This window comes from Kribbella catacumbae DSM 19601, assembly GCF_000372465.1.
GTDB lineage: Bacteria > Actinomycetota > Actinomycetes > Propionibacteriales > Kribbellaceae > Kribbella > Kribbella catacumbae.
The window spans coordinates 185,646-205,933 of record NZ_AQUZ01000005.1; the positions used below are offsets into that span (position 1 = coordinate 185,646).

Consider the following 20,288-nt stretch of genomic DNA (forward strand, 5'->3'; position numbering starts at 1 on the left):
TCGGCAACCGAACTCCTCTGATCATTCGCCCCCTCTTGACCCTCTGTGGACAAAGTCCGGTGTCGCGGGGTCGGCGGCGAGGGTCAAAAGGGGGCGAATGATCAGGTGCTTTGGTCCGGTCGGCCGACCGGACGGTCGGCCGACCGGACGGTCGGCCGACCGGACGGTCGGCCGGTCGGCCGGTCGGCCGGTCGGGCTCGCGCGGGCGGTTGGGAACCGGCTAGTCGATGGTGGTCTTGTCGGCCGGCATCTGGTCATTCTCCATCGGTGCCCGCCCGGAACCGGTGAATCTTCAGCACGGCCCCGGGCGCGGCGGCTCTGGGCGCGGCGGTACGGCGCGGGGCGGCACGCCGGTGTACGTCGCGGGGATGCTCCTCGGCAGCGGGCCTTTGATCCGGGTGGGATCCAGTTGCTGTTCGCGGGCGTGGGCGAGCAGGCCGACCGATCGCGACAGGACGAAGAGACCGCGGGCCAGCTCGGGAGCCAGGCCGAGTTCGGCGTAGATGGTCGCGGTGGCGCCGTCGACGTTCATCGGGATCGGCTTCGACCCCTCGGCCAGTACCGACTCCAGCGCCAGGGCGACCTCCAGGTAATAGCCCTCGACGATGCCGTCGCGCGCGGCACGCTCGATCGCGTGCATCAGCGGATCGCGCCGCGGGTCGACCGGGTGGAACCGGTGGCCGAAGCCGGGGATGAACGCCTTCCGCGCCTTGTAGTCCGTGACGAGCGCGCGGGCTGCCGCGGTTGGCGACTCGCCCGCATCGACCGCAGTCTTCAGCTCGTGGAGGACCTCCATGCATTGCTGGCCGGCGCCGCCGTGGACGTCACCGAGGAGATTCACGCCGGTCGCCATCGCGTTGTTGAGGGCGAGGCCGCAGGAGGCTGCCATCCGGGCGGCGGCGATCGAAGGCGCATGCGGGCCGTGGTCGACGGCTGCGACGAGGGTGAGTTCGAGAAGCTTGGCTTCGTCCTCGGTGGGTAGGTCACCGGAGACCATCAACCACACCATCTGCGGGAAGTTGACGCCGCCGATGAGGTCCTCGATCGCGTAGCCGCGCAGACGGATCGAGCCGGGCTGGATGTCGGTGATCGAGGTCGACCACCAGTCCGCCGCTTCTTGGGCCTTGTCGGTCATACGGCTCCCTGGTCGTGAAGGGCGGCGATCTCGCCGGCGCTGTAGCCGAGCTCCGCGAGAATCTCGTCAGTGTGCTCACTCAACCCCGGCGGCCGCACCTTGGGCCCAACCGACGCGCCATCAACATGAACACTGCTCCCCACCACCCGCAGAGAACGCTCCCCACCGACTCCACCCTCCGCACTGCCCCCGCCGTCTTTGTCCCCGGCGCTACCCCCGCCGCGCACGCCATCCCCATCCCCCGCGCCGCACAGGCCATCCCCATCCCCTGCACTCCCACCACCAGCAGCACCCTCCGCACAGGCCCGGCCGCGCACGCCCTCCCTCTCCACCGCCGCCGGCGCCGTAGGCGCTGGCGGCGGCATGGTGACTTCGTGGAGCAGGCCGCGTTCCGCCACCTGCTCCAGGGACAGCGCCTGCTCGACGGTCAGCACCGGTGCGACCGGGACTCCGCTGTCCGCGAGCAGTTCGTCCCACTCGGCGGCAGAGCGCTCTCTGAGCGTCTTCTCCAACTCCTGCTTGAGTTCAGACCGATGCTGCTTGCGCGCTTCCCGCGTGGCGAACCGCGCATCGTCGATCAACTCGGGCCGACCGAGCACGACACAGAGCTCGACGTACTGTTCCTGCTTGTTGGCCGCGATGTTCAGCGCACCCGACGCCGTCTCGAACGTGCCCGACGGAGCCGAGGTGACATTCTCGTTGCCCATGGCAAGCGGTTCGCGGCCGCCGATGACGAAGTCGGACACAACCCAGCCCATCGCCGCGATCGCAGTCTCCAGCATCGAGACATCGAGAAAGCTTCCGGCGCCGGTGCGAGAGCGCTTCACCAGCGCCGCCGAGATCGCGAAGGCAGCCGCGTAGCCACCGAGGGTGTCGGCGATCGGGAAGCCCGTCCGCGTCGGCGCGGTCTCCGGCATCCCGGTCACGCTCATGATGCCGGACAGCCCCTGAATGATCTGGTCGTACGCCGGTCGCCCGCGCATCGGTCCGGTCTGCCCGAAGCCAGAGACCGCGCAATACACCAGCCCCGGGTTGAGCGCCTGCAGCACCTCCCAGGAGAAGCCGAGTCGCTCGAGCACACCCGGGCGGAAGTTCTCCAGCAGGACATCGGCATCCCGAACCAGCCGCTCGAAAACCTCCTTACTGGCGGCCGATTTCAGATCCAGCGTCAGAGAGCGCTTCCCCGCGTTCTGCGCCAGGAACGAGATCCCCAACCCGGCCTTGCTCAGCACAGGATCGGCGCCGAGATTGCGCGCCAGATCACCCGACCCCGGTACTTCGACCTTGATCACGTCAGCGCCCATCAGCGCCAGTTGATACCCGGCGAACGGACCGGCGAGCACGTTCGTCAGATCGAGCACCCGCACGCCGGCCAGCAGATCAGGATGCACTGAAACCGCTCCACCCGCTCGACGTGATGGTCGCGGCACATCGGCGTACGGCGGCGACGTATCCGGGCAGACGCTCATCGTTGAAGCGCGTCGTCGGCCCACCGACCCCGACAGCAGCGACCACCCGCCCATCGGATCGGAGTACCGGCGCGGAGACCCCAGAGGCGCCGAGTTCGCGCTCTCCGTGGGTCACGGCATAACCCCGCTCCCCCGCCCGTACTGCGGCAAGGCGCAACTGCTTGGCGAAGTCAGCACCATGCGGCGACTCACCCGCCACGGCGTCGATCACCGATGGCTCCGACTCGAGAACCGGTGGATCACTCAGCAACACCCGCGACGCGGCGCCACCCCACAACGGCAGCGCAGAGCCCAGCGCGATGGTGTGCCGAATGCTCAGCGTGCCTTGGGCCTGAGCGAGACACACGCGCGTCCGCCCGACCCGGATGTAGAGGTTGGCCGTCTCGCCGGTGTCCGTGGCGAGCTTGTTCAACGCCGACCGGACCACCGGCGGAACCTCCATCCCCGCGCTGCTCAACCGCGACCAGCGCAGGAATCCCGGCCCGATCGCATAGCGCCCCGGACCGGTCGAAGCGACCAGCCCGCGCTGCTCCAGAGTCGTCACCAGCCGCAGTACGGTCGTCTTCGGCAGCCCGCTCGCGACGGTCAGTTCGGCCAGTGTCCAGTGCGGGTGTTCGTCGTCGAAGCGCTCGAGCAGATCCAGCGCCCGATGCACGCTGCGCACCCCGGGCAACTCCCCGTCCACATCCATCCCCGCACCCCTTCCGCTGCCAGCCCGACCTCCCGACGATAACCCGCGGGTCCGCAGAATGGAATCTCTGTACCTCCTAGTGGAATATTGCTACGGTCTCCCCAGGCCTTTCCAAGGAGGTACCCAAGTGCCACGCTCCGTGATCATCGCCGCCGGGGTGACCGTCAGCCTGCTGCTCAGCGGCTGCTCGGCCCTGGAAGGCGGCAGCGTCGCCGGCGACTTCCCGTCCCGCAACGTCGAGATCATGGTCCCGGCCGCCCCCGGCGGTGGCTGGGATCTGACCGCACGCCAACTGCAGCACGTCATCCAGGAGGACGACTTCCTCCCCGGCCGCTCGTTGTCGGTCGTCAACGTGACCGGCGCCGGTGGCGCCGTTGGCATCTCCAAGCTGGTCACCAAGAACCGCAAGGACCCGCACACGCTGATGATCACCGGCCTGGTGATGGTCGGCGCGTTGACCCTGAACCAGTCGAAGATCACGATCTCCGACACCACCCCGATCGCCACCCTCACGGCCGAGCAGGAAGTCCTCGTCGTCAAGGCCGACTCACCGATCAAGTCCCTCAAGGACTTGGTCGACAAGTACCAGGCCGAGCCGACGTCGGTCAGCTGGGGCGGCGGCACCATCGGCGGCACCGACCACATCACCGCGGGCACCCTGGTGAAGGCCGCGGGTGCCGACCCGTCGAAGGTCAAGTACATCTCGTACTCCGGCGGCGGCGAAGCGACAGCCGCGATCCTGTCCGGCGATGTCACGGTCGGCATCTCCGGGCTGAGCGAGTTCGAGGAGCAGATCACGGCCGGCAAGATGCGCGTACTCGCGACCACCGGCAGCGAACCGATGACGGTCGGCGGCAAACAGCTACCGACGCTGAAGTCCGAGGGCTACGACGCCGAAGTACTGAACTGGCGCGCCATCGTGGCACCACCCGACATCCCGGAAGCGGATCGCCAACGCCTGATCGACTTCATCAGCAAGGCGAACAGCTCCCCCGAGTGGGCGGAGATCCGCAAGAAACAAGGCTGGACCGAATTCTTCACAACCGGCGACGACGCCAAGAAGTTCATCGCCGACGAGACCACCAGAGTCGAGGCCCTGCTGAAGGAGCTCGGAATCGTATGAGCACAACCGACGAACCAGTGAAGGCATCTGAGGTTGAGGTTGAGGCGTCCCGGCTGGTGCGGGTTATTGCGGCCGTTGTTCTGGTGGTGTTGAGCGGCACGTTCCTGGTGGGCGTGTTTGATATTCGTAGTCCGAAGGGGTTTGATCCGGCGGGGCCGCGGTTCTTTCCGCTGCTGGTCACGTCAGCGTGGTTGCTGTTGTCGATCGGTTACCTGGTTGAGGGATTGCGCTCTCCCCGTACTGCGGACAAGGGCGACCGGAGCTGGTTCGAGCCGGTCGCCATCTCGGCTCTGCTGGTGTTGTACGCGTTCCTCGTCGTGCCGCTCGGCTATCTGATCGCGACGGCGTTGCTGTTCTTCGTCGCGGCGCGAGTGCTCGGGAGCCGGCAGGTCGCGCGCGATCTCATCGTCGCCGTCGTCATCACGGCCATCGTCTACATCGCGTTCACGCAGTTCCTCGACATCTCCTTGCCTGAGGGGGTGCTGGGCCTGTGATCACCCAAGCCGTCTTCGGCGATCTCATGCACGGGTTCGGCACCGTGCTCGACCCGATGAACCTGCTCTGGGCGGTTCTCGGCGTGACGCTCGGCATGCTCGTCGGCATCCTTCCCGGCATCGGCCCGGCGCTGACGATCGCGCTGCTGCTGCCGATCACCTTCAACTTCTCGGACCCGATTGGTGCCTTCATCATGTTCGCCGGGATCTACTACGGCGCCATGTACGGCGGGTCGACCACCTCGATCCTGATCAACACGCCTGGCGAGTCCGCTTCGGTGGCGACCGCGATCGAGGGCCACAAGATGGCGCTCAAGGGGCGGGCGCGGGCCGCCCTCGCGACGGCCGCGATCGGTTCGTTCGTCGCGGGCACCATCTCGACCGTGCTGCTGACCTTCGTCGCCAAGCCGATCGGCAACCTGGCCAGCCAGTTCCAGTCCACCGACTACTTCGCGATCACGTTGCTCGCGATGGTCGCCGTGACCGCGCTCGTCGGCCACTCACTCGTCCGAGGGCTGCTCTCGTTGACGGTCGGCCTGTTCATCGGGTTGATCGGCCTGGACAGTTTGTCCGGCGCCCAGCGCTACACGTTCGGCACGTTGCGGCTGCTCGATGGCGTCGACGTGGTGATCGTGATCGTGGGTCTCTTCGCGATCGGCGAAACGTTGCACGTGGCATCGAAGTTGCGCAGTACGCCGGATCGGCCCGCAGTACTGGAGAAGGGGCGGCTGCGGACCGGGTACCTCAGCAAGAACGACTGGAAGCGCTCGTGGGCGCCCTGGTTGCGGGGTACCGCGCTCGGCTTCCCGTTCGGGGCGATCCCGTCGGGCGGGGCCGAAGTACCGACGTTCCTCTCGTACACGATCGAGCGGCGGCGGGCTCGCAAGGCCGGGCGGAAGCACCCGGACGAGTTCGGTGACGGCGCGATCGAAGGCGTCGCAGGTCCGGAGGCGGCGAACAACGCGTCCTTCTCCGGCGTGCTCGTGCCGCTGCTGACACTGGGCCTGCCCACGTCAGCAACGGCAGCGGTGATGCTCGCGGCGTTCCAGATCTTCAACGTGCAGCCCGGTCCGCAACTCTTCGAGGACCAGGGCACTCTCGTCTGGACGCTGATCGCGTCTCTCTACATCGGGAACCTGATCTTGCTGATCATGAACCTGCCGCTGATCCAGATCTGGGTCCAGGTACTGAAGGTGCCCCGCCCACTCCTGTACGCCGGGATCCTGGTGTTCGCGTGCCTCGGCGTCTACTCGCTGTCGGGTTCGGGGTACGAGGTCCTGATGGCGTTGCTGATCGGCGTGGTCGGGTTCTTCATGCGCAAGCTCGACTTCCCGATCGCCCCGGTGATCCTCGGCGTCATCCTCGGGCCGACGATGGAAGAGCAGTTCCGCCGGTCGCTGGTGATCTCCAACGGCGACGCCAGCGTGTTCTTCACCCGGCCGCTCAGCCTGATCATCATCATCTTGACCGTGCTCGCGCTGTTCGTTCCCTACCTGCCCCGGATCGTCGCACGAATCCGCGGCACCCAGGCGAGTCGCGACCGGCTGACTTTCGGTGAGGACGACTGATGAGAGAGTGGGCCTCGTGATGATTCTGGTGGGCTACGTTCCGACGCCCGAAGGCGAGGCCGCACTCGAGGCCGCTGCCGCCGAAGCCGAGCTGCGCGGAGCCTCCGTCCTGCTGCTCAACACGAGCCGCGGCGACGCCTACATCGACTCCCGCTACGCGAACCAGGCCGAGCTCGACGCAGCCGAGGCCCGGCTGCGCGAGCGCGGCGTCGAGGTGACGATCCAGCAGGCGGTCGGCAGCGGCGACGTCGCCGCCGAACTGCTCCGCGCGGCCGAGCAGAACGAGGTCAAGCTCATCGTCCTCGGTCTGCGCCGCCGCAGCCCAGTCGGCAAACTAATCCTCGGCAGCACCGCCCAACGCGTCCTCCTCGAGTCCCCTGTCCCCGTCCTGGCCGTCAAAGTCCCCAGCTCCCGCGACGACTGACCCGATAAACCGCGTGAGCGGTTGGCTTCAGCCACCTAAACTGGTGGGTGACATGCCTGATGCCCGGACCGAATCGCAGAGTCCTACCCCAGCTACCGGTCCTCCCCAGGATCCCGGTCGCCCTCGACGCCCACGCCGCCGCCGCAAGAAGCCCGGCGGCGCTGCGGAGGTCGCGGCCGGTACCGCGGGAGCCGCGGCCGGTCCCGCCGGATCCCGCCCGACCAGTGAGGCGGCCGGTGGCCTCGTGGAGCTGGCTGCACGACTTGAAGCGCTGACCAACTCCGATCGTGAGCAGCTCGGGCGGCGTTTGGAGCGGTTGCGCGGTCTACGCGAGGAAGCCAAGCGCGAGAACGCGCTCTCTGACATCACCGCGCGAATCGAGCAGGCCGAGCAACGTGTCGAGCAGCGGCGGCTCGCAGTACCGGAGATCACCTATCCCGAGGAACTGCCGGTCAGTCAGCTCAAGGATGAGATCGGAGCGGCTATTCGCGATCACCAGGTGGTGGTGATCGCAGGTGAGACCGGCTCCGGCAAGACGACGCAGATCCCGAAGATCTGTCTCGAACTCGGGCGGGGCGTGCGCGGCATGATCGGCCACACCCAGCCTCGCCGGCTGGCGGCGCGGACGGTGGCCGAGCGGATCGCCGAGGAGCTGGATACCGAGCTCGGCGACACGATCGGGTACGCCGTCCGGTTCACCGACAAGGTCAGTGAGCGCTCTCTGGTCAAGCTGATGACGGACGGCATCCTGCTCGCCGAACTGCAGCGCGATCGCGAGCTGAGCCGGTACGACACGCTCATCATCGACGAGGCGCACGAGCGCAGCCTGAACATCGACTTCATCCTCGGCTACCTCAAACAGCTCCTCCCCCGCCGCCCCGACCTCAAGGTGATCATCACCTCAGCGACGATCGACCCCGAGCGGTTCGCCGAGCACTTCGCCGACGCGAAGGGCGACCCCGCGCCGATCGTTGAGGTCTCCGGCCGCACCTACCCGGTCGAGACGCGCTACCGCCCGATCAACGACCCGGATGACCCGAGCACGATCGACCGCGACCAGACCCAGGCGATCCTCGACGCCGTCGACGAGCTCGCCGGCGAGGCGCCAGGCGACGTCCTGGTGTTCCTGAGCGGTGAGCGGGAGATCCGCGACACCGCCGACGCGCTCAGCGACTCCAACCTGCGCAACACCGAGATCCTGCCGCTCTACGCCAGGCTCTCGAACGCCGAGCAGCATCGCGTCTTCCAGTCGCACGGCTCCAGCCGAAGGATCGTGCTCGCCACCAACGTCGCCGAGACGTCTCTCACCGTTCCCGGCATCAAGTACGTGATCGATCCCGGCACCGCCCGGATCAGCCGCTACTCGCACCGCACGAAGGTGCAGCACCTCCCGATCGAAGCCGTCTCGCAGGCCAGCGCCAACCAGCGCAAGGGCCGCTGCGGCCGGACCAGCGACGGTATCTGCATCCGCCTGTACTCCGAGGAGCATTTCGAAGGCCGCCCGGAGTTCACCGACCCCGAGATCCTGCGCACCAACCTAGCCTCCGTCATCCTGCAGATGACCTCGATCGGCCTCGGCGACATCGCCGCGTTCCCGTTCATCGACGAGCCGGACAAGCGCAGCATCACCGACGGCCTCCAGTTGCTGACCGAGCTGGGCGCGATCGACTCGGCCAAGGCGACGGACCGTTCGCGCCGGCTGACCCCGGTCGGCCGGCAGTTGGCGCAGATCCCGCTCGACCCGCGGCTGGCCAGGATGATCGTCGAGGCCGACAAGCACGGCTGCGTCCGCGAGGTGATGGTGATCGCCTCCGCGCTCTCGATCCAGGACCCGCGCGAGCGCCCCACTGACGCCGAAGCCCAGGCGACCCAGGCGCACGCGCGCTTCCGCGACCCGGGCTCCGACTTCCTCGGCTTCCTGAATCTGTGGAACTACCTCAAGAAGCAGCAGAAGGAGCTGTCCGGCAACCAGTTCCGCCGGATGTGCCGCAGCGAGTACCTCAACTATCTGCGCGTCCGCGAGTGGCAGGACATCTTCGCCCAGCTCCGTCAGGTCGCCTCGCAGATCGGCGTCACGCTCAACACCGGCGAGGCCGCCGACCCGCAGGCCGTCCACATCTCCCTGATGTCGGGCCTGCTCTCCCATCTCGGCCTCAAGGACCCCGCCAACCAGCATCAGTACATCGGTGCCCGCGGCACCAAGTTCGCCATCTTCCCCGGCTCCGGGCTGTTCAAGAAGCCACCGCAGTTCGTGATGGCCGCCGAGCTCGTCGAGACGTCCAGGTTGTGGGCCCGCGTCAACGCCAAGATCGAACCGGAGTGGGCCGAGGATCTCGCCCAGCACCTGATCAAACGCACGTACTCCGAACCGCACTGGGAACGCAAAGCCGGCGCGGTGATGGCCTACGAGAAGGTCACCCTGTACGGCGTACCGATCGTTGCCCGCCGCAAGATCAACTACGGCTCGGTCGACGCGGAGGTGTCGCGCGAGCTGTTCATCCGGCACGCGCTGGTCGAGGGCGACTGGGACACCCACCACAAGTTCTTCCACGAGAACCGCAAGCTGATCGAGGAAGTCGAGGAGCTCGAGGAGCGCACCCGGCGCCGCGACCTGCTGGTCGACGACGAGACGCTGTTCGCCTTCTACGACGAGCGACTGGCCGCCGACGTGGTCACCGGGCGGCATTTCGACACCTGGTGGAAGAAGGCCCGGCAACGCGACGCCGACCTGCTCGACTTCGAGCGGTCGCTGGTCGTCCGGGAAGGCGCGGAGGTCAAGGAGGAGGAGTTCCCGCTCACCTGGTCGCAGAACGGGATGACCTTCGACCTGACCTATGCCTTCGAGCCGGGCACGGACGCTGACGGCGTCACCGTGCATCTCCCCCTGCTCGTGCTCAACCAGGTCACCGCCGACGGTTTCGAATGGAGCGTGCCGGGCTTCCGCGAAGAGCTCGTCACCACCCTGATCAAGTCGTTGCCGAAGGCAATCAGGCGCAACATCGTGCCGGCGCCCGACCACGCCCGACAGATTCTCCCCCACTTGGATCCCTCGTCGGGTCCACTGATCGACGCCATGGCGCGAGAACTCCGCTCGCTGCGAGACGTCAGCATCGAGGCGGAGGACTGGGACTGGACCCGGGTGCCCGAGCATCTGCGGATGACGTTCCGGGTCGTCGACGACCACGGCAAGACGGTGGCCGAGGGCAAGGATCTCGCGGCCCTGAAGGAACGCCTGAAGCCGAAGACGAAGGCGGCGATCTCACAGGTCGCGTCGAAGGCGGTCAGCGGGCTGGAGCGATCCGGCCTGACCGACTGGACCTTCGGCGATCTGCCGCGCAGCTTCTCCGAGCACCGCAACGGGCTGACCGTGGCCGGCTATCCCGCGTTGGTTGACGAAGGCAAGAGCGTCGCCATCCGGCTGCAGGAGACCGAACGGGACCAGGCCGCGGCGATGTGGACCGGCACCCGCAAACTGTTGCTGCTGACGATGCCGTCGGTGATCGACGTAGTACAGCGCAATCTGACCAACCAGCAGAAGATGACGCTGATGGCCGGGCCACATCGCAATGTCGGCGACCTGCTGGACGACGCGATCTCAGCGGCTGTGGACGAGTTGATGGCAAAGGCTCACGGACCGGCGTGGAACCTCACCGCGTTCGCCGGGCTGCGTGACGCAGTACGGTCCGATCTTGCCGACACCGTCCTGACGATCCTGCAGCAGGTGGAGCAGGTGCTGGCACACGCGCGGACCGTGGACAAGCAGATCTCGCGACTGTCGAGTCCTGCCCTGCTGGCGGCGCTGTCCGACGTACGGGGTCAGCTGGAAGCGCTGGTCCACCGCGGTTTCATCACTGAGGCCGGGGCCAAGCGGTTGCCGGATCTCGTCCGTTACCTCCGCGGCATTGAGCAGCGGCTCGACAAGATCGGCGCCAACGCGATGCGCGACCGCTCCGGGATGGCCGTCGTCCAGTTGCTCACCGACGAGTGCCAGAAGCGCTTGAAGGCCGTCCCCACCGGCAAGTACCCGAGTCCGGAACTCCTCGAGGTCCGCTGGATGCTCGAGGAACTCCGGATCAGCCTGTTCGCACAAACGCTCGGTACGCCATACCCGGTCTCCGACAAGCGAATCCGGAAGGCGTTGACCAGCGCCTAGGGCATCGGGGCGTCGAGGAAGGTCACGACGACGTCGCTGACCAGGTTGGTGCGGGCCATGCCGGTGAAGTGCGTCGAGCCCGGGAACACCGCGAGCTGTGACGACGGGACCCCGACGAAGTCTCCGTTGACGTCGCCGCCGCGCAACTGCAGGAAGCGCACGGCGTGCTCGAGTTTCACCGCATCACAGTCGCCCACGGTGATCAGAGTCGGCGCCTCGATCCCACGGATGTCGTCGTCCGACCAGCCGTCTCCGCCGATGTCGTAGCCGCCGAGCTTGGTCAGCAGAGCCTGCAGGTGCTCCAGGTCCGGGTGCGGCGACTTCGCCAGGTAGGCGGCCTCCATCGGGGTGCCCGCGATCATCTCGACCTTCATCTCGCCGACCGCCTCGGAGCTCTCGGCCCGATCACCGTCGGGGTGGAACGAGACGGAGGAGATGATCGCCTTGCGGATCAACTCCGGGTTGCGGATGGTGAGGTACAGGGCGACGGCAGCACCGACACTGAAGCCGAAGACATCGACCTTCTCCACACCGAGGTGGGCCAGCAGCCCGCGAGCATCCGAGGCCAGGTCGACCGTGCCGAGCGGCCGGTCGATGTCGTTCGTCCGCCCGTGCCCCTGGAAGTCCGCGGCGATCACCTGGCGGTTCTCGGCGAGCGCCGGCAGCACCTCGCCGAACTGTTGCTCGATGTCGAACAGCCCCCCGTGCAACAGCAGCAACGGCGTACCGCCGGTGCCATGAATCTCGTAGTACATCTCCAGCCCGTTGACCGAGGCGTACCCAGTCTGCGGTGCGTTGGTCACAGCTTCTCCCTTGGTCGGATGCCCCCTGGCTGTCAGTTGCAGGGGGCATCCGACCAGCCGTCAGGGGTAGTTCACCACATAGCGTTGCTGGTTGGCGGCGTTGGCGGTGCCGCCGGTGTTGTTGATCACGTTGGCGATCGTGCCCACGCCGCCGAGAGAAACCGACACCAGGCCGTGGAACCGGACGCCTGGAGTGTCGGGCACCTCGAAGGAGCGATCGACCACCATCGCCGGGTTCACGGTGAAGAACGAGTAGCTGCCGACGCCCCAGGCCTCATGGCTCGTGACGTCGTTCGCGACCTTGTACGCCGTTGACCACCAGACCGTTGGCCGCGGTGTTGACGGTCCAGCCGACCTGGTCGCCGTGGTCGGCACGCCACAACCACAGGTGGTCGCCGATCACGTTGTTGCTGTTGACCTGGACGCTGACCGTGGCCTTGCCCAGGTGCGCGCCGCCACCGATCCGGACGAAGAGATCGTGCAGAGACGTCGGATTCGCCTGGGCAGGACCGGGCAGAGGAGGGGACCGGGGTGGGTTGGCTGGAGGCCGGACCGCCAGCACTCACCAACCTCGACTGGTGGCACCCGGCCAGGCGTGCGTAGGCGTGCATGGGCGTCCTTCCCGGACGCAACGGCTGGTTGGTGAGTGGTGGCGGTCCGGGGATACCGCTCACTATTCGGTCTCGTGCCGGTCGCGAGCCCCGCGGGGGCAGCGCCGATCGGCTGAGAGCGGGGGCTAAGCGGCACCGGAGGTGCGAGCTAGCCGGCGATGGGGTGCGGGGTGTCTGCGCAGGGGGCTAGGTCCAGGGCATCCAGGGCCTTGGAGAGTTTGGTTAGCGCGGAGACCGCTTCGGCGAAGGCGTCCTGGCCCAGGAGGTCTGCCAGTTGGGTTGCGTGGTGGGCGTGGTGGGGGGTGATCGCGGAGACCGCGTCGAGGCCCTCGGGGGTGATGGCTACGAGTTTGGCGCGGCGGTGAGCGGGGTTGTCGTGGTACTCGATCAGGCCTTTGCCTTCGAGTACGTCGGCGGTGCGCTGGACGGCCTGGCGGGTGATGCCCATCTCGCGGGCGATCGCGGAGACCGCGAGCGGCGTGTGCAGGATGGCGCCGAGCACCTGCCACCACGCCGCGGTCACCCCGACCGGCCGAGCGAGGTGCTCGGCCAGTTCGAGGAACTGCCCGTTGAGTTTGAACGACATCAGCGCGGCGGCACCGAGCAGTTCCTGATCGCGGGTCACGGTGACGAATCCTGTCAGGCCGACATCAGCTCGTAGAAACCGGCCGCGTCCTTGTGGCCGTACAGCTTGTACAAGGAGTCGAGCACCGACGGCTCGTAGATCCCCAGCCGGGCGAAGATCGCGCGAGCGAACTCGATCGGCGAGGCGGCGCCCGCGGTGATGAGATCGCGATCCTCCACCACGTCCTCCTCGCGATAGAGCTGACTGCCCGCATAGCCAAGGCTGTCCAGGAACGCGGCCGCGTTGCTCGTGTGCTCCCGATCGTCCAGCAGCCCTGCCATCGCCAGCGCCCCGGTCGCCCCGCAGATCGCCGCCACCGGTACGCCGGCGTCGAGGAACTCGCGAGCCTTCTCGACGTACGGCTGGTAGCCCTCGGTCGCGAAGTTGTCGTTGCCGGGCAGGATCAGCATCGCGCTGTCGGCCGGCTTGAGATCCGCCAGCAGCGAATCCGGCAGCACTCGCAGACCGCCCATCGTCGTGACCGGCCCGAGCCCCGCGCTGACCGTCTGCGTCTTGAACCGACCAGGCGTCTTATGCCAGGCCCCGTTGTTGACGTGCGCGGTGACGAACCCGACCTCCCAGTCGGCCAGGGTGTCGTAGACGGCGAGGTGGACGGTGGCGTTCTCGTTCGTGTTCATGACAAGATCTTGTCATATTGACAAGGCCTTGTCAACAGCTCCTCAGGGGACGAAGGCGCGCTGGGACTGGTGGCGGAAGGTTCGCGGGGAGACGGCATGGGCGGTGGTGAAGCAGCGGGTGAAGTAGGACTGGCTGGAGAAGCCGCAGCGGGCGGCGATCTCGGCGATCGGGGCGGAAGTTGCCGCTAGCAACGATGCGGCCTGTTCGAGGCGCAGGTCGGCGACGAAGTCGGTCGGCGTCATCCCGTACGCCGCTCGCAGGGTGCGGGACAGGTGCGCAGGGCTCACTCCGGCGAGGTCGAGCAGCCGGGGCACTCCCCCACGCAGGTTCTCCTCGGCTCGCATCGCAGTACAGGCTCGCNCCAGCCAGTCGGGAGCCTGACTGCCGGATGCGCGCGCAGGGAGTTCCTCGGGCGAGACCTGCGGCAGCAGATCGATCCAGAACCGCATCAGGTCGAAGTGTTCCGGCTCGTCGGAGAACCGCTGGAGAGCGCTCTCGAAGACCTCGGCCACCGCCGCGGCGTCGCGGGTCTGGAAGGCGACGGGATGCTTCGCCGCATCCCAGCTGCCGGTCGGGTTCGTCCTGGTCAGGTTGAGAAAACCCTGCCAGGCGGAACTCGGGAAGGCGACATTGATGAACTCCAGCCCGTCCGGCGCCGCTCCCCGGATCGCATGCCGGTCGCGCGGCCGGACCAGCACGACATCGCCCGCGCCCAGCGGCAGCGTCCCGGTCTCCAGTAGATGTTCACCCTTCCCCGCGATCACGCCCATGAACTCATGGAAGTCGGCGTGGGTGTGCAACTCGGAATCGCGGGCTCGCGGGGCGAACCGGATCCGCGCCGCGTGGTAGGGCCGGCCCAGCGCGGACCACTCGAACCGCAGTATCTGATTCACATCAACAAGCTACAAGTTTGCGTCTGTGGATTGCTAGTCCACCGGCACCCGTCGCAGTCAGGCTTCAACCATGACTTCTGTGGCAGACAACCAGGTCAGCACCGACGCGATGGCGCAGTACCAGCGTGACGGCTACGTCATCTTCCGCAACGTGATCGATCAGCAGTTGATCAAGGAAGTGAACAACCACGTCAACTGGTTGCAGGCCAAGCACCCAGACGTCCGGCCAGAGCAGCTCGGCCATGTGTTCCTGCGCGACGACCCGTTCTGGGTGCGACTGGTGAGCGACCCGCGGTTGCTCGAGATCGCGTCGCTTTTCGTCGGGCCCGACCTCGCGCTGTTCGCCTCGCACTACATCTCCAAGCCGCCGTACTCCGGACAGCCGGTGCTCTGGCACCAGGACGCGGCGTTCTGGCCGCTCGACCCGATGAGCGTGGTGACGTTGTGGCTGGCGGTCGACCACTCGACGCCGGCCAACGGCTGCGTCCGGGTGATCCCCGGCAGCCATCTCGGCCCGGTCGCCGAGATGCGCGCCAACGAGACGGTGGAAAGCGTGCTGGGCAAGGAGATCGCGGTCGAGGTCGACGAGTCGCAGGCCATCGAGATCGTGCTCGCGCCCGGCGACGTCGAGGTGCACCATCCCAACATCGTCCACGGCAGCACGGCCAACACCTCGCCGGACCGCCGCTGCGGACTCACCATCCGCTACATCCCGACCTCTACCCGGATCACCGACCCCGAGGTCCCCTACCCCAGTGCGTTCCATCTGCAGGGTTCCCCGGGGGTGAACAGCTACCAGCCGCGCCCCCGGTACGTCGAAGGCCGCGACTACCCGTTCACGGGTCGGTCCGAGTGGATCTAGCTACTCCAGGCAGATCCTGAAGGGGTGGCCGGCCGGGTCGGCGTAGACGCGCCAGCCGCGGGCGTTCTCGGCCGGTGGTGCGTCGACCGGGTCGAGGGGTTCGGCGCCGAGGGCTACGACCGTGGCATGGCCGCTGGCCAGGTCCTCGACGATCAGGTCCAGGTGAAGTTGTTGCGCGTCCGTCCCCGGCCAGGTGGCCGGTACGTAGTCCTCCGAACGCCGGAAGCCGAGCGTCGAACCGGGGCCGGTCAGGCTCCGCCAGTCGTCGTCACCATGCTCGTCGACCTCCAGGCCGAACAGCGTCGAGTAGAACCGGGCGAGCTCGAGTGGGTCCGGGCAGTCCAGCACCACCGAGCCGAGCCGCCCGGCACTGGTGCCCGGCTGCTCTGCCACCTGCGTCATCTGTCCTCCAGCTTCCTGTCACATGTTCCGTACCGCGGCCAGGCCCGTCCTGGTCAGAAAGGCCCGGCCGCAAACAATGGCAGGTCCGACCGACAGTTCGCATCTTTCGACACGCCTTGTTGAGCAGTCACAGAAATCCACGCCTGAGCCGGGGCGGAACGAAGTACGGGCAAGTAACGCAGGGAGTTTGCCGAAAGATCTTGACTCAGGCAGTGAGCAGACGAACACTTCCGGTCATGACACGACTTGCCCGCCCCCGCCGTCGGGTCTCGCTGGCCGGCCTCCTCACAGCCGCCCTGCTAGCGACTCCCCTGATCGCCCTGACCACGCCCGCCGCCGCTCAACCAGCGGATGCCCCGGCGCCCGCCCTGATCCCGAAGCCGGCCTCGCAGCAGGCACTGGCCGGCGAGGACTACTCGCTGAAGCCCTGGAGCGTCGTCGGCGTCTCCTCCAACTCCAAGGAGCGCCGCGCGGCGCTGAGGATCGCTGAGCAGCTCAGCTCCCAGCTACGCCGCTCAACGGGCTACCCGCTGCCCGTAGTACTGCTGGCGCCGGGTGTGGCCGACATCAAGCTGTCCACCAACGGCCCGGCCTCGCTGGGAGCCGAGGGGTACCAGCTACGCGTCGACCGCAAGGGCGTCGGCGTCACTGCTGCGACCCCTGAAGGCCTGTACCGCGGAGTGACCACGCTGCGGCAGCTACTGCCCGCCAAGGCCGACGCCAAGACCCGCCAGGCAGGCCCGTGGCGATTGGCCGGTACTGCGGTCGCCGACTCACCGCGGTTCGGGTACCGCGGCGCCATGCTCGACGTGTCTCGGCATTTCTTCTCCGTGGCCGAGGTGAAGCGCTACATCGACCTCATCTCGCTCTACAAGATCAACAAGCTCCATCTGCACCTGGCGGACGACCAGGGCTGGCGGATCCAGGTGGACTCCTGGCCCCGGCTCACGACGTACGGGGGCAGCCTGGAGGTCGGCGGCACGCCCGGCGGCTCGTACAGCAAGGCGGACTTCGCCGAGATCATCCGGTACGCCGCTGACCACTACCTGACGGTCATCCCCGAGATCGACACTCCCGGCCACACCAACGCGGCCCTGGCGTCGTATGCCGAGCTGAACTGCAACGGGGTGGCTCCGCCGCTCTACACCGGCACCAACGTCGGCTTCAGCTCGCTCTGCGTGGCGAAGGACATCACATACGAGTTCCTGGACGACGTGTTCCGTGAGGTGGCCGAGCAGGCGCCTGGTGACGTGCTCCACCTCGGCGGCGACGAGGCGCACTCCACGCAGCACTCGGACTACCTGACGTTCGTACCGAAGGCGGCGGCTCTCGTCACCAAGCAGAAGAAGCGGGTGATGGGTTGGCAGGAGATCGCCGAGACACCTCTGCCGGCCGGCAGCATCGCGCAGTACTGGGGTACTGACGACGCGCGCTCGCAGGAGCTGGCACGCAAGGCCGCGGCTCAGGGCGCCAAGGTCGTGCTCTCGCCGGCCAACCGGGCCTACCTGGACATGAAGTACGACGCCAGTACGCCGTACGGGCTCGACTGGGCCGGGCTGGTCAACGTGGAGAAGTCCTACAGCTGGAACCCGTCCACGCTGATCCCGAACCTGCCCGAAAGCGCAATCGCCGGTGTCGAGGCGCCGATCTGGACCGAGACGCTGGACGACCTGGACAAGCTCGAGTACATGGCGTTCCCGCGCCTGGCGGGTGTCGCCGAGCTGGGCTGGTCCCAGGCCTCAGCGCTCGACTGGACGGCGTACAAGGACCGTCTGGGCGCCCAGGGGTCGCGGTGGGACGTACTGAGCGTCAACTTCTTCCGCGCGCCTGAGATCAACTGGCGCTAAGCAGTACCTGCACCGCCTGGCTTTAGGACTGCAGTACTCGGTCCAGGAGCCAGGCGGTGTCTACGTCCAGGTCCTGCTCGGCCAGGGTCAGCTCTGCCGGCTCGGCGTCCGCTGTGTCGCTCACCTGCAGGCGGTAGACGTACCGGTCGGGCTGTGGGCGGCCAGAGCTCGGCCATGCCCGGTCAAGGCCGCGAGCGACCTGCTCCAGGCGCTCGCTGTCCGGCTCGGCCGAGGTATCCAGCTCGCCGCTCGCCGTCAGGCCGGCGAAACCACCGCTGCGTACGACTTTGAGGATCACCAGCACACCTTTTCCTGCACAGGCTCCGATGTCCAGAGCCGCACGACACGCCGGAAGATTTCAGCACCCGCGAGCAGCGATCACCGGGCGTACAGAAACTCTTGTCCAACCTTGTCTCCCGCCGGGCCCGCTGATCGGCCGCGCCCGGGCACGAATCAGCAGGTCGGCGGGGGTTTCGTTGTCTTCTCACCCTGTCCCGACGGGTCCCAGCCGTTCCCGCCCCCGATTCACGCTGCGTGGCGACCGGCAACTTTCCGCGACACGTGTTCCCGGTCACCCCCCACACGGGGCCCTGGATCGGCTACAGTTATCGCGTTGCAGTTTTGGACTCCCACTGACTTTTGCTGTGCTGTACGGCCGGTTTCGTCGTCTGGGGCCTTTCGGCGACACGCGGTTCATGAGGTGTGGATCGCGTCTTGTTACAAGCCATCAAGGAGATAGACAACAATGGCTGTCGGTACTGTCAAGTGGTTCAACGCTGACAAGGGCTTCGGCTTCATCACCCCGGATGACGGTGGCGCGGACGTGTTCGCGCACTACTCGGCCATCCAGACCTCGGGCTTCCGCTCGCTGGACGAGAACCAGCGCGTCGAGTTCGAGATCACCCAGGGCCAGAAGGGCCTGCAGGCGGAGAACATCCGCCCGATCTGATCCTCGGATCAGTCCTTCTAAGAACTGAATAACGAGAGGGCCGCACACCATCGGTGTGCGGCCCTCTTCAGTTCTCCGCTTCCGGGCGTTATCACCGGGGTACCTGGACGGTCATGACGGACCAGCAGCCGACCGGTTACACCCGCAACGGCGAAGAAGAGGGCGAGCGCCTCGACCGGCACTGGAACGAACTGCTGCAGGAGCTGCGGCTGGCTCAGACCGGCACACAGATCCTGTTCGCCTTCCTGCTCAGCATCGCCTTCACCACCCGCTTCCAGGATGCGGACAGGTTCACCCACGACGTCTTCGCCGGGACCCTGATCGCCTCAGCTCTGGCGATGGGCTTGTTCCTGGCGCCGGTGTCCTTCCACCGGATCGTGTTCCAGCGCCGGCTCCGGGACCGGATGATCCCGATCGCCCACCACCTGGCCACCGGCGGTCTGGCGTTCCTCCTGGTGGCCATCGCCGGCGGCGTCCTGCTCGCGATCGACGTGGTGCTGTCAAGGACGATCGCGATCGTGACCGTGGCGGTCGTCGTCGCCTGGTTCGTCGCCTTCTGGTACATCCTGCCGGCCTACGTACGCCGTACTAGCGAAGGCGAGGAATGACCTCGGCGGCGATCTGCTCGAGGACGTCTTCGGAGCCGGCATAGACGCCCTCGGCGCGAGGCCAGTGGGTGATGACGTCGGTGAAGCCGAGGTCGGCGGCGCGGCCGACGACGTCCTCGAAGGCGCCGACACTGCTCAGCGAGTAGCGCGCGGAGTCCAGAGCGAGGTACCGGTCGAAGGGCCGGCTCTCCAGGACATCGTCCAGCCGGTGGCTGAGGTCGCGGACCGAGCCGAACCAGGTCTCGAAGTCGTCCGACTTGAGGCCCGTGGTCACCCAGCCGGCGCCGTACCGCGTCGCCAAGCGCAATGAGCGTGGGCCGTTCGCGGCCATGATGAACGGGACCCGCGGTTGCTGCACGCAACCAGGCAAGGTCCGGCCGTTGCGCGTTTCGAAGTACTCGCCCTTGAAGTCGACCCGGTCTGTGGTCAGCAGCTTGTCGAGCAGTTCGACGAACTCCGCCAGCCGGTCGACCTTCTGCCGGGGCGTCAGCTCCTCGCCGCCGAGAATGGTCGAGTCGATCCCGCCGCCCGAGCCGATGCCGCAGAGGAAGCGGCCGTTCGAGATGTCGTCGAGGGCAAGCACCTCGCGGGTCAGCGTCAGCGGATGCCGGAAGTTCGGCGAGGTGACGAAGGTGCCGAGCTTGATCGTCTCGGTTGCGACTGCCGCTGCGGTCAGCGTCGGCGTCGTGCCGTACCAGGGTGAGTCCTGCAGACCGCTCCAGGTCAGGTGGTCATAGGTTCAGGCGTGATCGAAGCCGAGTTCCTCCGCGCGCCGCCACTTCGGCTCCGCCTCGGGCCAGCGGTACTCCGGCAGGATGGTGATTCCGAATCGCATGATCCGCACAGTAACCCGTGCTCCGGCGGCGGACGTCCGGAGGGACTCGCCAGTGTGGCCGGGACCACGATAGTTGCATTTTGCCACGATCTTCGGCACGGTCGTCAGGCAGTCCCCCAACAAATCAGAAATGGAGGCGCGCCGAAGCGAGGCGTGT

21 protein-coding genes are annotated in these 20,288 nt (G+C 67.1%); 9 read left to right on the forward strand and 12 right to left on the reverse strand.

Going from position 1 to position 20,288, the window contains the following annotated elements; translation table 11 throughout:
• Positions 1-292: 292 nt before the first annotated feature.
• From A3ES_RS0107710 to A3ES_RS0107720, 3 genes are read right to left on the reverse strand one after another with little or no spacing between them, the layout of a single operon-like run.
• Positions 293-1,135 (reverse strand): citryl-CoA lyase, encoded by an 843-nt coding sequence (locus tag A3ES_RS0107710; RefSeq protein WP_020386217.1) that lies wholly within the window; start codon positions 1,133-1,135, stop codon positions 293-295.
• The gene (locus A3ES_RS0107715; RefSeq protein ID WP_020386218.1) at positions 1,132-2,526 is read right to left on the reverse strand and encodes a CaiB/BaiF CoA transferase family protein; all 1,395 of its coding nucleotides are present in this window, start codon (positions 2,524-2,526) and stop codon (positions 1,132-1,134) included. Before A3ES_RS0107715 ends, A3ES_RS0107710 begins: the two co-directional genes overlap by 4 nt.
• A complete protein-coding gene (locus tag A3ES_RS0107720; protein WP_020386219.1) occupies positions 2,516-3,295 on the reverse strand; it encodes an IclR family transcriptional regulator in 780 nt (259 codons plus the stop codon). The genes A3ES_RS0107715 and A3ES_RS0107720 overlap by 11 nt, the downstream gene beginning before the upstream one ends.
• A gap of 127 nt (positions 3,296-3,422) precedes the next feature.
• On the opposite strand from A3ES_RS0107720, the gene A3ES_RS0107725 reads away from it, so the two are divergent.
• Genes A3ES_RS0107725 through hrpA form a run of 5 tightly spaced genes read left to right on the forward strand, consistent with a single transcriptional unit; the run spans position 3,423 to position 11,057 of the window.
• Positions 3,423-4,418: a Bug family tripartite tricarboxylate transporter substrate binding protein gene (locus A3ES_RS0107725; RefSeq protein ID WP_020386220.1), complete on the forward strand. Its 996-nt coding sequence runs from the start codon at positions 3,423-3,425 to the stop codon at positions 4,416-4,418.
• A complete protein-coding gene (locus tag A3ES_RS0107730; RefSeq protein WP_020386221.1) occupies positions 4,415-4,912 on the forward strand; it encodes a tripartite tricarboxylate transporter TctB family protein in 498 nt (165 codons plus the stop codon). Before A3ES_RS0107725 ends, A3ES_RS0107730 begins: the two co-directional genes overlap by 4 nt.
• Positions 4,909-6,480 (forward strand): tripartite tricarboxylate transporter permease, encoded by a 1,572-nt coding sequence (locus tag A3ES_RS0107735; protein WP_020386222.1) that lies wholly within the window; start codon positions 4,909-4,911, stop codon positions 6,478-6,480. Before A3ES_RS0107730 ends, A3ES_RS0107735 begins: the two co-directional genes overlap by 4 nt.
• Before the next feature lie 19 nt (positions 6,481-6,499).
• Entirely contained in the window at positions 6,500-6,904 is a 405-nt protein-coding gene (locus tag A3ES_RS0107740; protein WP_337587764.1) for a universal stress protein, read from the forward strand.
• A 52-nt stretch (positions 6,905-6,956) separates the two neighbouring features.
• Positions 6,957-11,057: an ATP-dependent RNA helicase HrpA gene (hrpA, locus tag A3ES_RS0107745; protein WP_237744881.1), complete on the forward strand. Its 4,101-nt coding sequence runs from the start codon at positions 6,957-6,959 to the stop codon at positions 11,055-11,057.
• Here hrpA and A3ES_RS0107750 read toward each other — a convergent pair.
• The 6 genes from A3ES_RS0107750 to A3ES_RS0107775 form a co-directional block, all read right to left on the reverse strand.
• Entirely contained in the window at positions 11,054-11,860 is an 807-nt protein-coding gene (locus A3ES_RS0107750) for an alpha/beta fold hydrolase (RefSeq protein ID WP_020386225.1), read from the reverse strand. The genes hrpA and A3ES_RS0107750 overlap by 4 nt on opposite strands.
• Positions 11,861-11,920: 60 nt before the next feature.
• Entirely contained in the window at positions 11,921-12,100 is a 180-nt protein-coding gene (locus A3ES_RS55425) for a hypothetical protein (protein ID WP_026162649.1), read from the reverse strand.
• A gap of 34 nt (positions 12,101-12,134) precedes the next feature.
• A complete protein-coding gene (locus tag A3ES_RS55430) occupies positions 12,135-12,422 on the reverse strand; it encodes a hypothetical protein (RefSeq protein ID WP_026162650.1) in 288 nt (95 codons plus the stop codon).
• A 197-nt stretch (positions 12,423-12,619) separates the two neighbouring features.
• Positions 12,620-13,096, reverse strand: a complete 477-nt coding sequence (locus A3ES_RS0107765; RefSeq protein ID WP_020386226.1) for a MarR family winged helix-turn-helix transcriptional regulator — start codon at positions 13,094-13,096, stop codon at positions 12,620-12,622.
• A 14-nt stretch (positions 13,097-13,110) separates the two neighbouring features.
• The gene (locus tag A3ES_RS0107770) at positions 13,111-13,734 is read right to left on the reverse strand and encodes a DJ-1/PfpI family protein (protein ID WP_020386227.1); all 624 of its coding nucleotides are present in this window, start codon (positions 13,732-13,734) and stop codon (positions 13,111-13,113) included.
• A 42-nt stretch (positions 13,735-13,776) separates the two neighbouring features.
• On the reverse strand, positions 13,777-14,628 hold the full coding sequence (locus tag A3ES_RS0107775; RefSeq protein ID WP_020386228.1) for an AraC family transcriptional regulator: 852 nt from the start codon (positions 14,626-14,628) through the stop codon (positions 13,777-13,779).
• Between the two features lie 70 nt (positions 14,629-14,698).
• Here A3ES_RS0107775 and A3ES_RS0107780 point away from each other — a divergent pair, with 70 nt between their 5' ends.
• Positions 14,699-15,490: a phytanoyl-CoA dioxygenase family protein gene (locus tag A3ES_RS0107780; RefSeq protein WP_040454196.1), complete on the forward strand. Its 792-nt coding sequence runs from the start codon at positions 14,699-14,701 to the stop codon at positions 15,488-15,490.
• On the opposite strand, the gene A3ES_RS0107785 is transcribed toward A3ES_RS0107780, so the two are convergent.
• Positions 15,491-15,892, reverse strand: a complete 402-nt coding sequence (locus A3ES_RS0107785) for a VOC family protein (protein ID WP_020386230.1) — start codon at positions 15,890-15,892, stop codon at positions 15,491-15,493.
• A 236-nt stretch (positions 15,893-16,128) separates the two neighbouring features.
• Between A3ES_RS0107785 and A3ES_RS0107790 the strand changes: the two genes are divergently transcribed.
• Positions 16,129-17,739: a beta-N-acetylhexosaminidase gene (locus tag A3ES_RS0107790; protein WP_020386231.1), complete on the forward strand. Its 1,611-nt coding sequence runs from the start codon at positions 16,129-16,131 to the stop codon at positions 17,737-17,739.
• A gap of 22 nt (positions 17,740-17,761) precedes the next feature.
• Here the strand turns inward: A3ES_RS0107790 and A3ES_RS0107795 are convergent, their stop codons facing one another.
• Complete coding sequence (locus A3ES_RS0107795) at positions 17,762-18,037, reverse strand: protealysin inhibitor emfourin (RefSeq protein ID WP_157630382.1); 276 nt, start codon at positions 18,035-18,037, stop codon at positions 17,762-17,764.
• Positions 18,038-18,484: 447 nt separating this feature from the next.
• On the opposite strand from A3ES_RS0107795, the gene A3ES_RS0107800 reads away from it, so the two are divergent.
• Complete coding sequence (locus A3ES_RS0107800; RefSeq protein WP_012921273.1) at positions 18,485-18,688, forward strand: cold-shock protein; 204 nt, start codon at positions 18,485-18,487, stop codon at positions 18,686-18,688.
• Between the two features lie 113 nt (positions 18,689-18,801).
• Positions 18,802-19,296, forward strand: a complete 495-nt coding sequence (locus A3ES_RS0107805; RefSeq protein ID WP_020386233.1) for a DUF6328 family protein — start codon at positions 18,802-18,804, stop codon at positions 19,294-19,296.
• Here A3ES_RS0107805 and A3ES_RS46545 read toward each other — a convergent pair.
• The gene (locus A3ES_RS46545; protein ID WP_202806460.1) at positions 19,277-20,023 is read right to left on the reverse strand and encodes an LLM class flavin-dependent oxidoreductase; all 747 of its coding nucleotides are present in this window, start codon (positions 20,021-20,023) and stop codon (positions 19,277-19,279) included. The genes A3ES_RS0107805 and A3ES_RS46545 overlap by 20 nt on opposite strands.
• Positions 20,024-20,288 lie beyond the last annotated feature (265 nt).

What these genes read in the sequence shown, in the direction of transcription:
- A3ES_RS0107790 (WP_020386231.1), top strand. Translation starts at nt 16,129, where the DNA reads ATGACACGACTTGCCCGCCCCCGCCGTCGGGTCTCGCTGGCCGGCCTC.
- A3ES_RS0107780 (WP_040454196.1), top strand. Translation starts at nt 14,699, where the DNA reads ATGACTTCTGTGGCAGACAACCAGGTCAGCACCGACGCGATGGCGCAG.
- hrpA (WP_237744881.1), top strand. Translation starts at nt 6,957, where the DNA reads ATGCCTGATGCCCGGACCGAATCGCAGAGTCCTACCCCAGCTACCGGT.
- A3ES_RS0107720 (WP_020386219.1), bottom strand. Translation starts at nt 3,295, where the DNA reads ATGGATGTGGACGGGGAGTTGCCCGGGGTGCGCAGCGTGCATCGGGCG.
- A3ES_RS0107800 (WP_012921273.1), top strand. Translation starts at nt 18,485, where the DNA reads ATGGCTGTCGGTACTGTCAAGTGGTTCAACGCTGACAAGGGCTTCGGC.
- A3ES_RS0107785 (WP_020386230.1), bottom strand. Translation starts at nt 15,892, where the DNA reads ATGACGCAGGTGGCAGAGCAGCCGGGCACCAGTGCCGGGCGGCTCGGC.
- A3ES_RS0107805 (WP_020386233.1), top strand. Translation starts at nt 18,802, where the DNA reads ATGACGGACCAGCAGCCGACCGGTTACACCCGCAACGGCGAAGAAGAG.
- A3ES_RS0107770 (WP_020386227.1), bottom strand. Translation starts at nt 13,734, where the DNA reads ATGAACACGAACGAGAACGCCACCGTCCACCTCGCCGTCTACGACACC.
- A3ES_RS0107710 (WP_020386217.1), bottom strand. Translation starts at nt 1,135, where the DNA reads ATGACCGACAAGGCCCAAGAAGCGGCGGACTGGTGGTCGACCTCGATC.
- A3ES_RS0107730 (WP_020386221.1), top strand. Translation starts at nt 4,415, where the DNA reads ATGAGCACAACCGACGAACCAGTGAAGGCATCTGAGGTTGAGGTTGAG.
- A3ES_RS0107740 (WP_337587764.1), top strand. Translation starts at nt 6,500, where the DNA reads ATGATTCTGGTGGGCTACGTTCCGACGCCCGAAGGCGAGGCCGCACTC.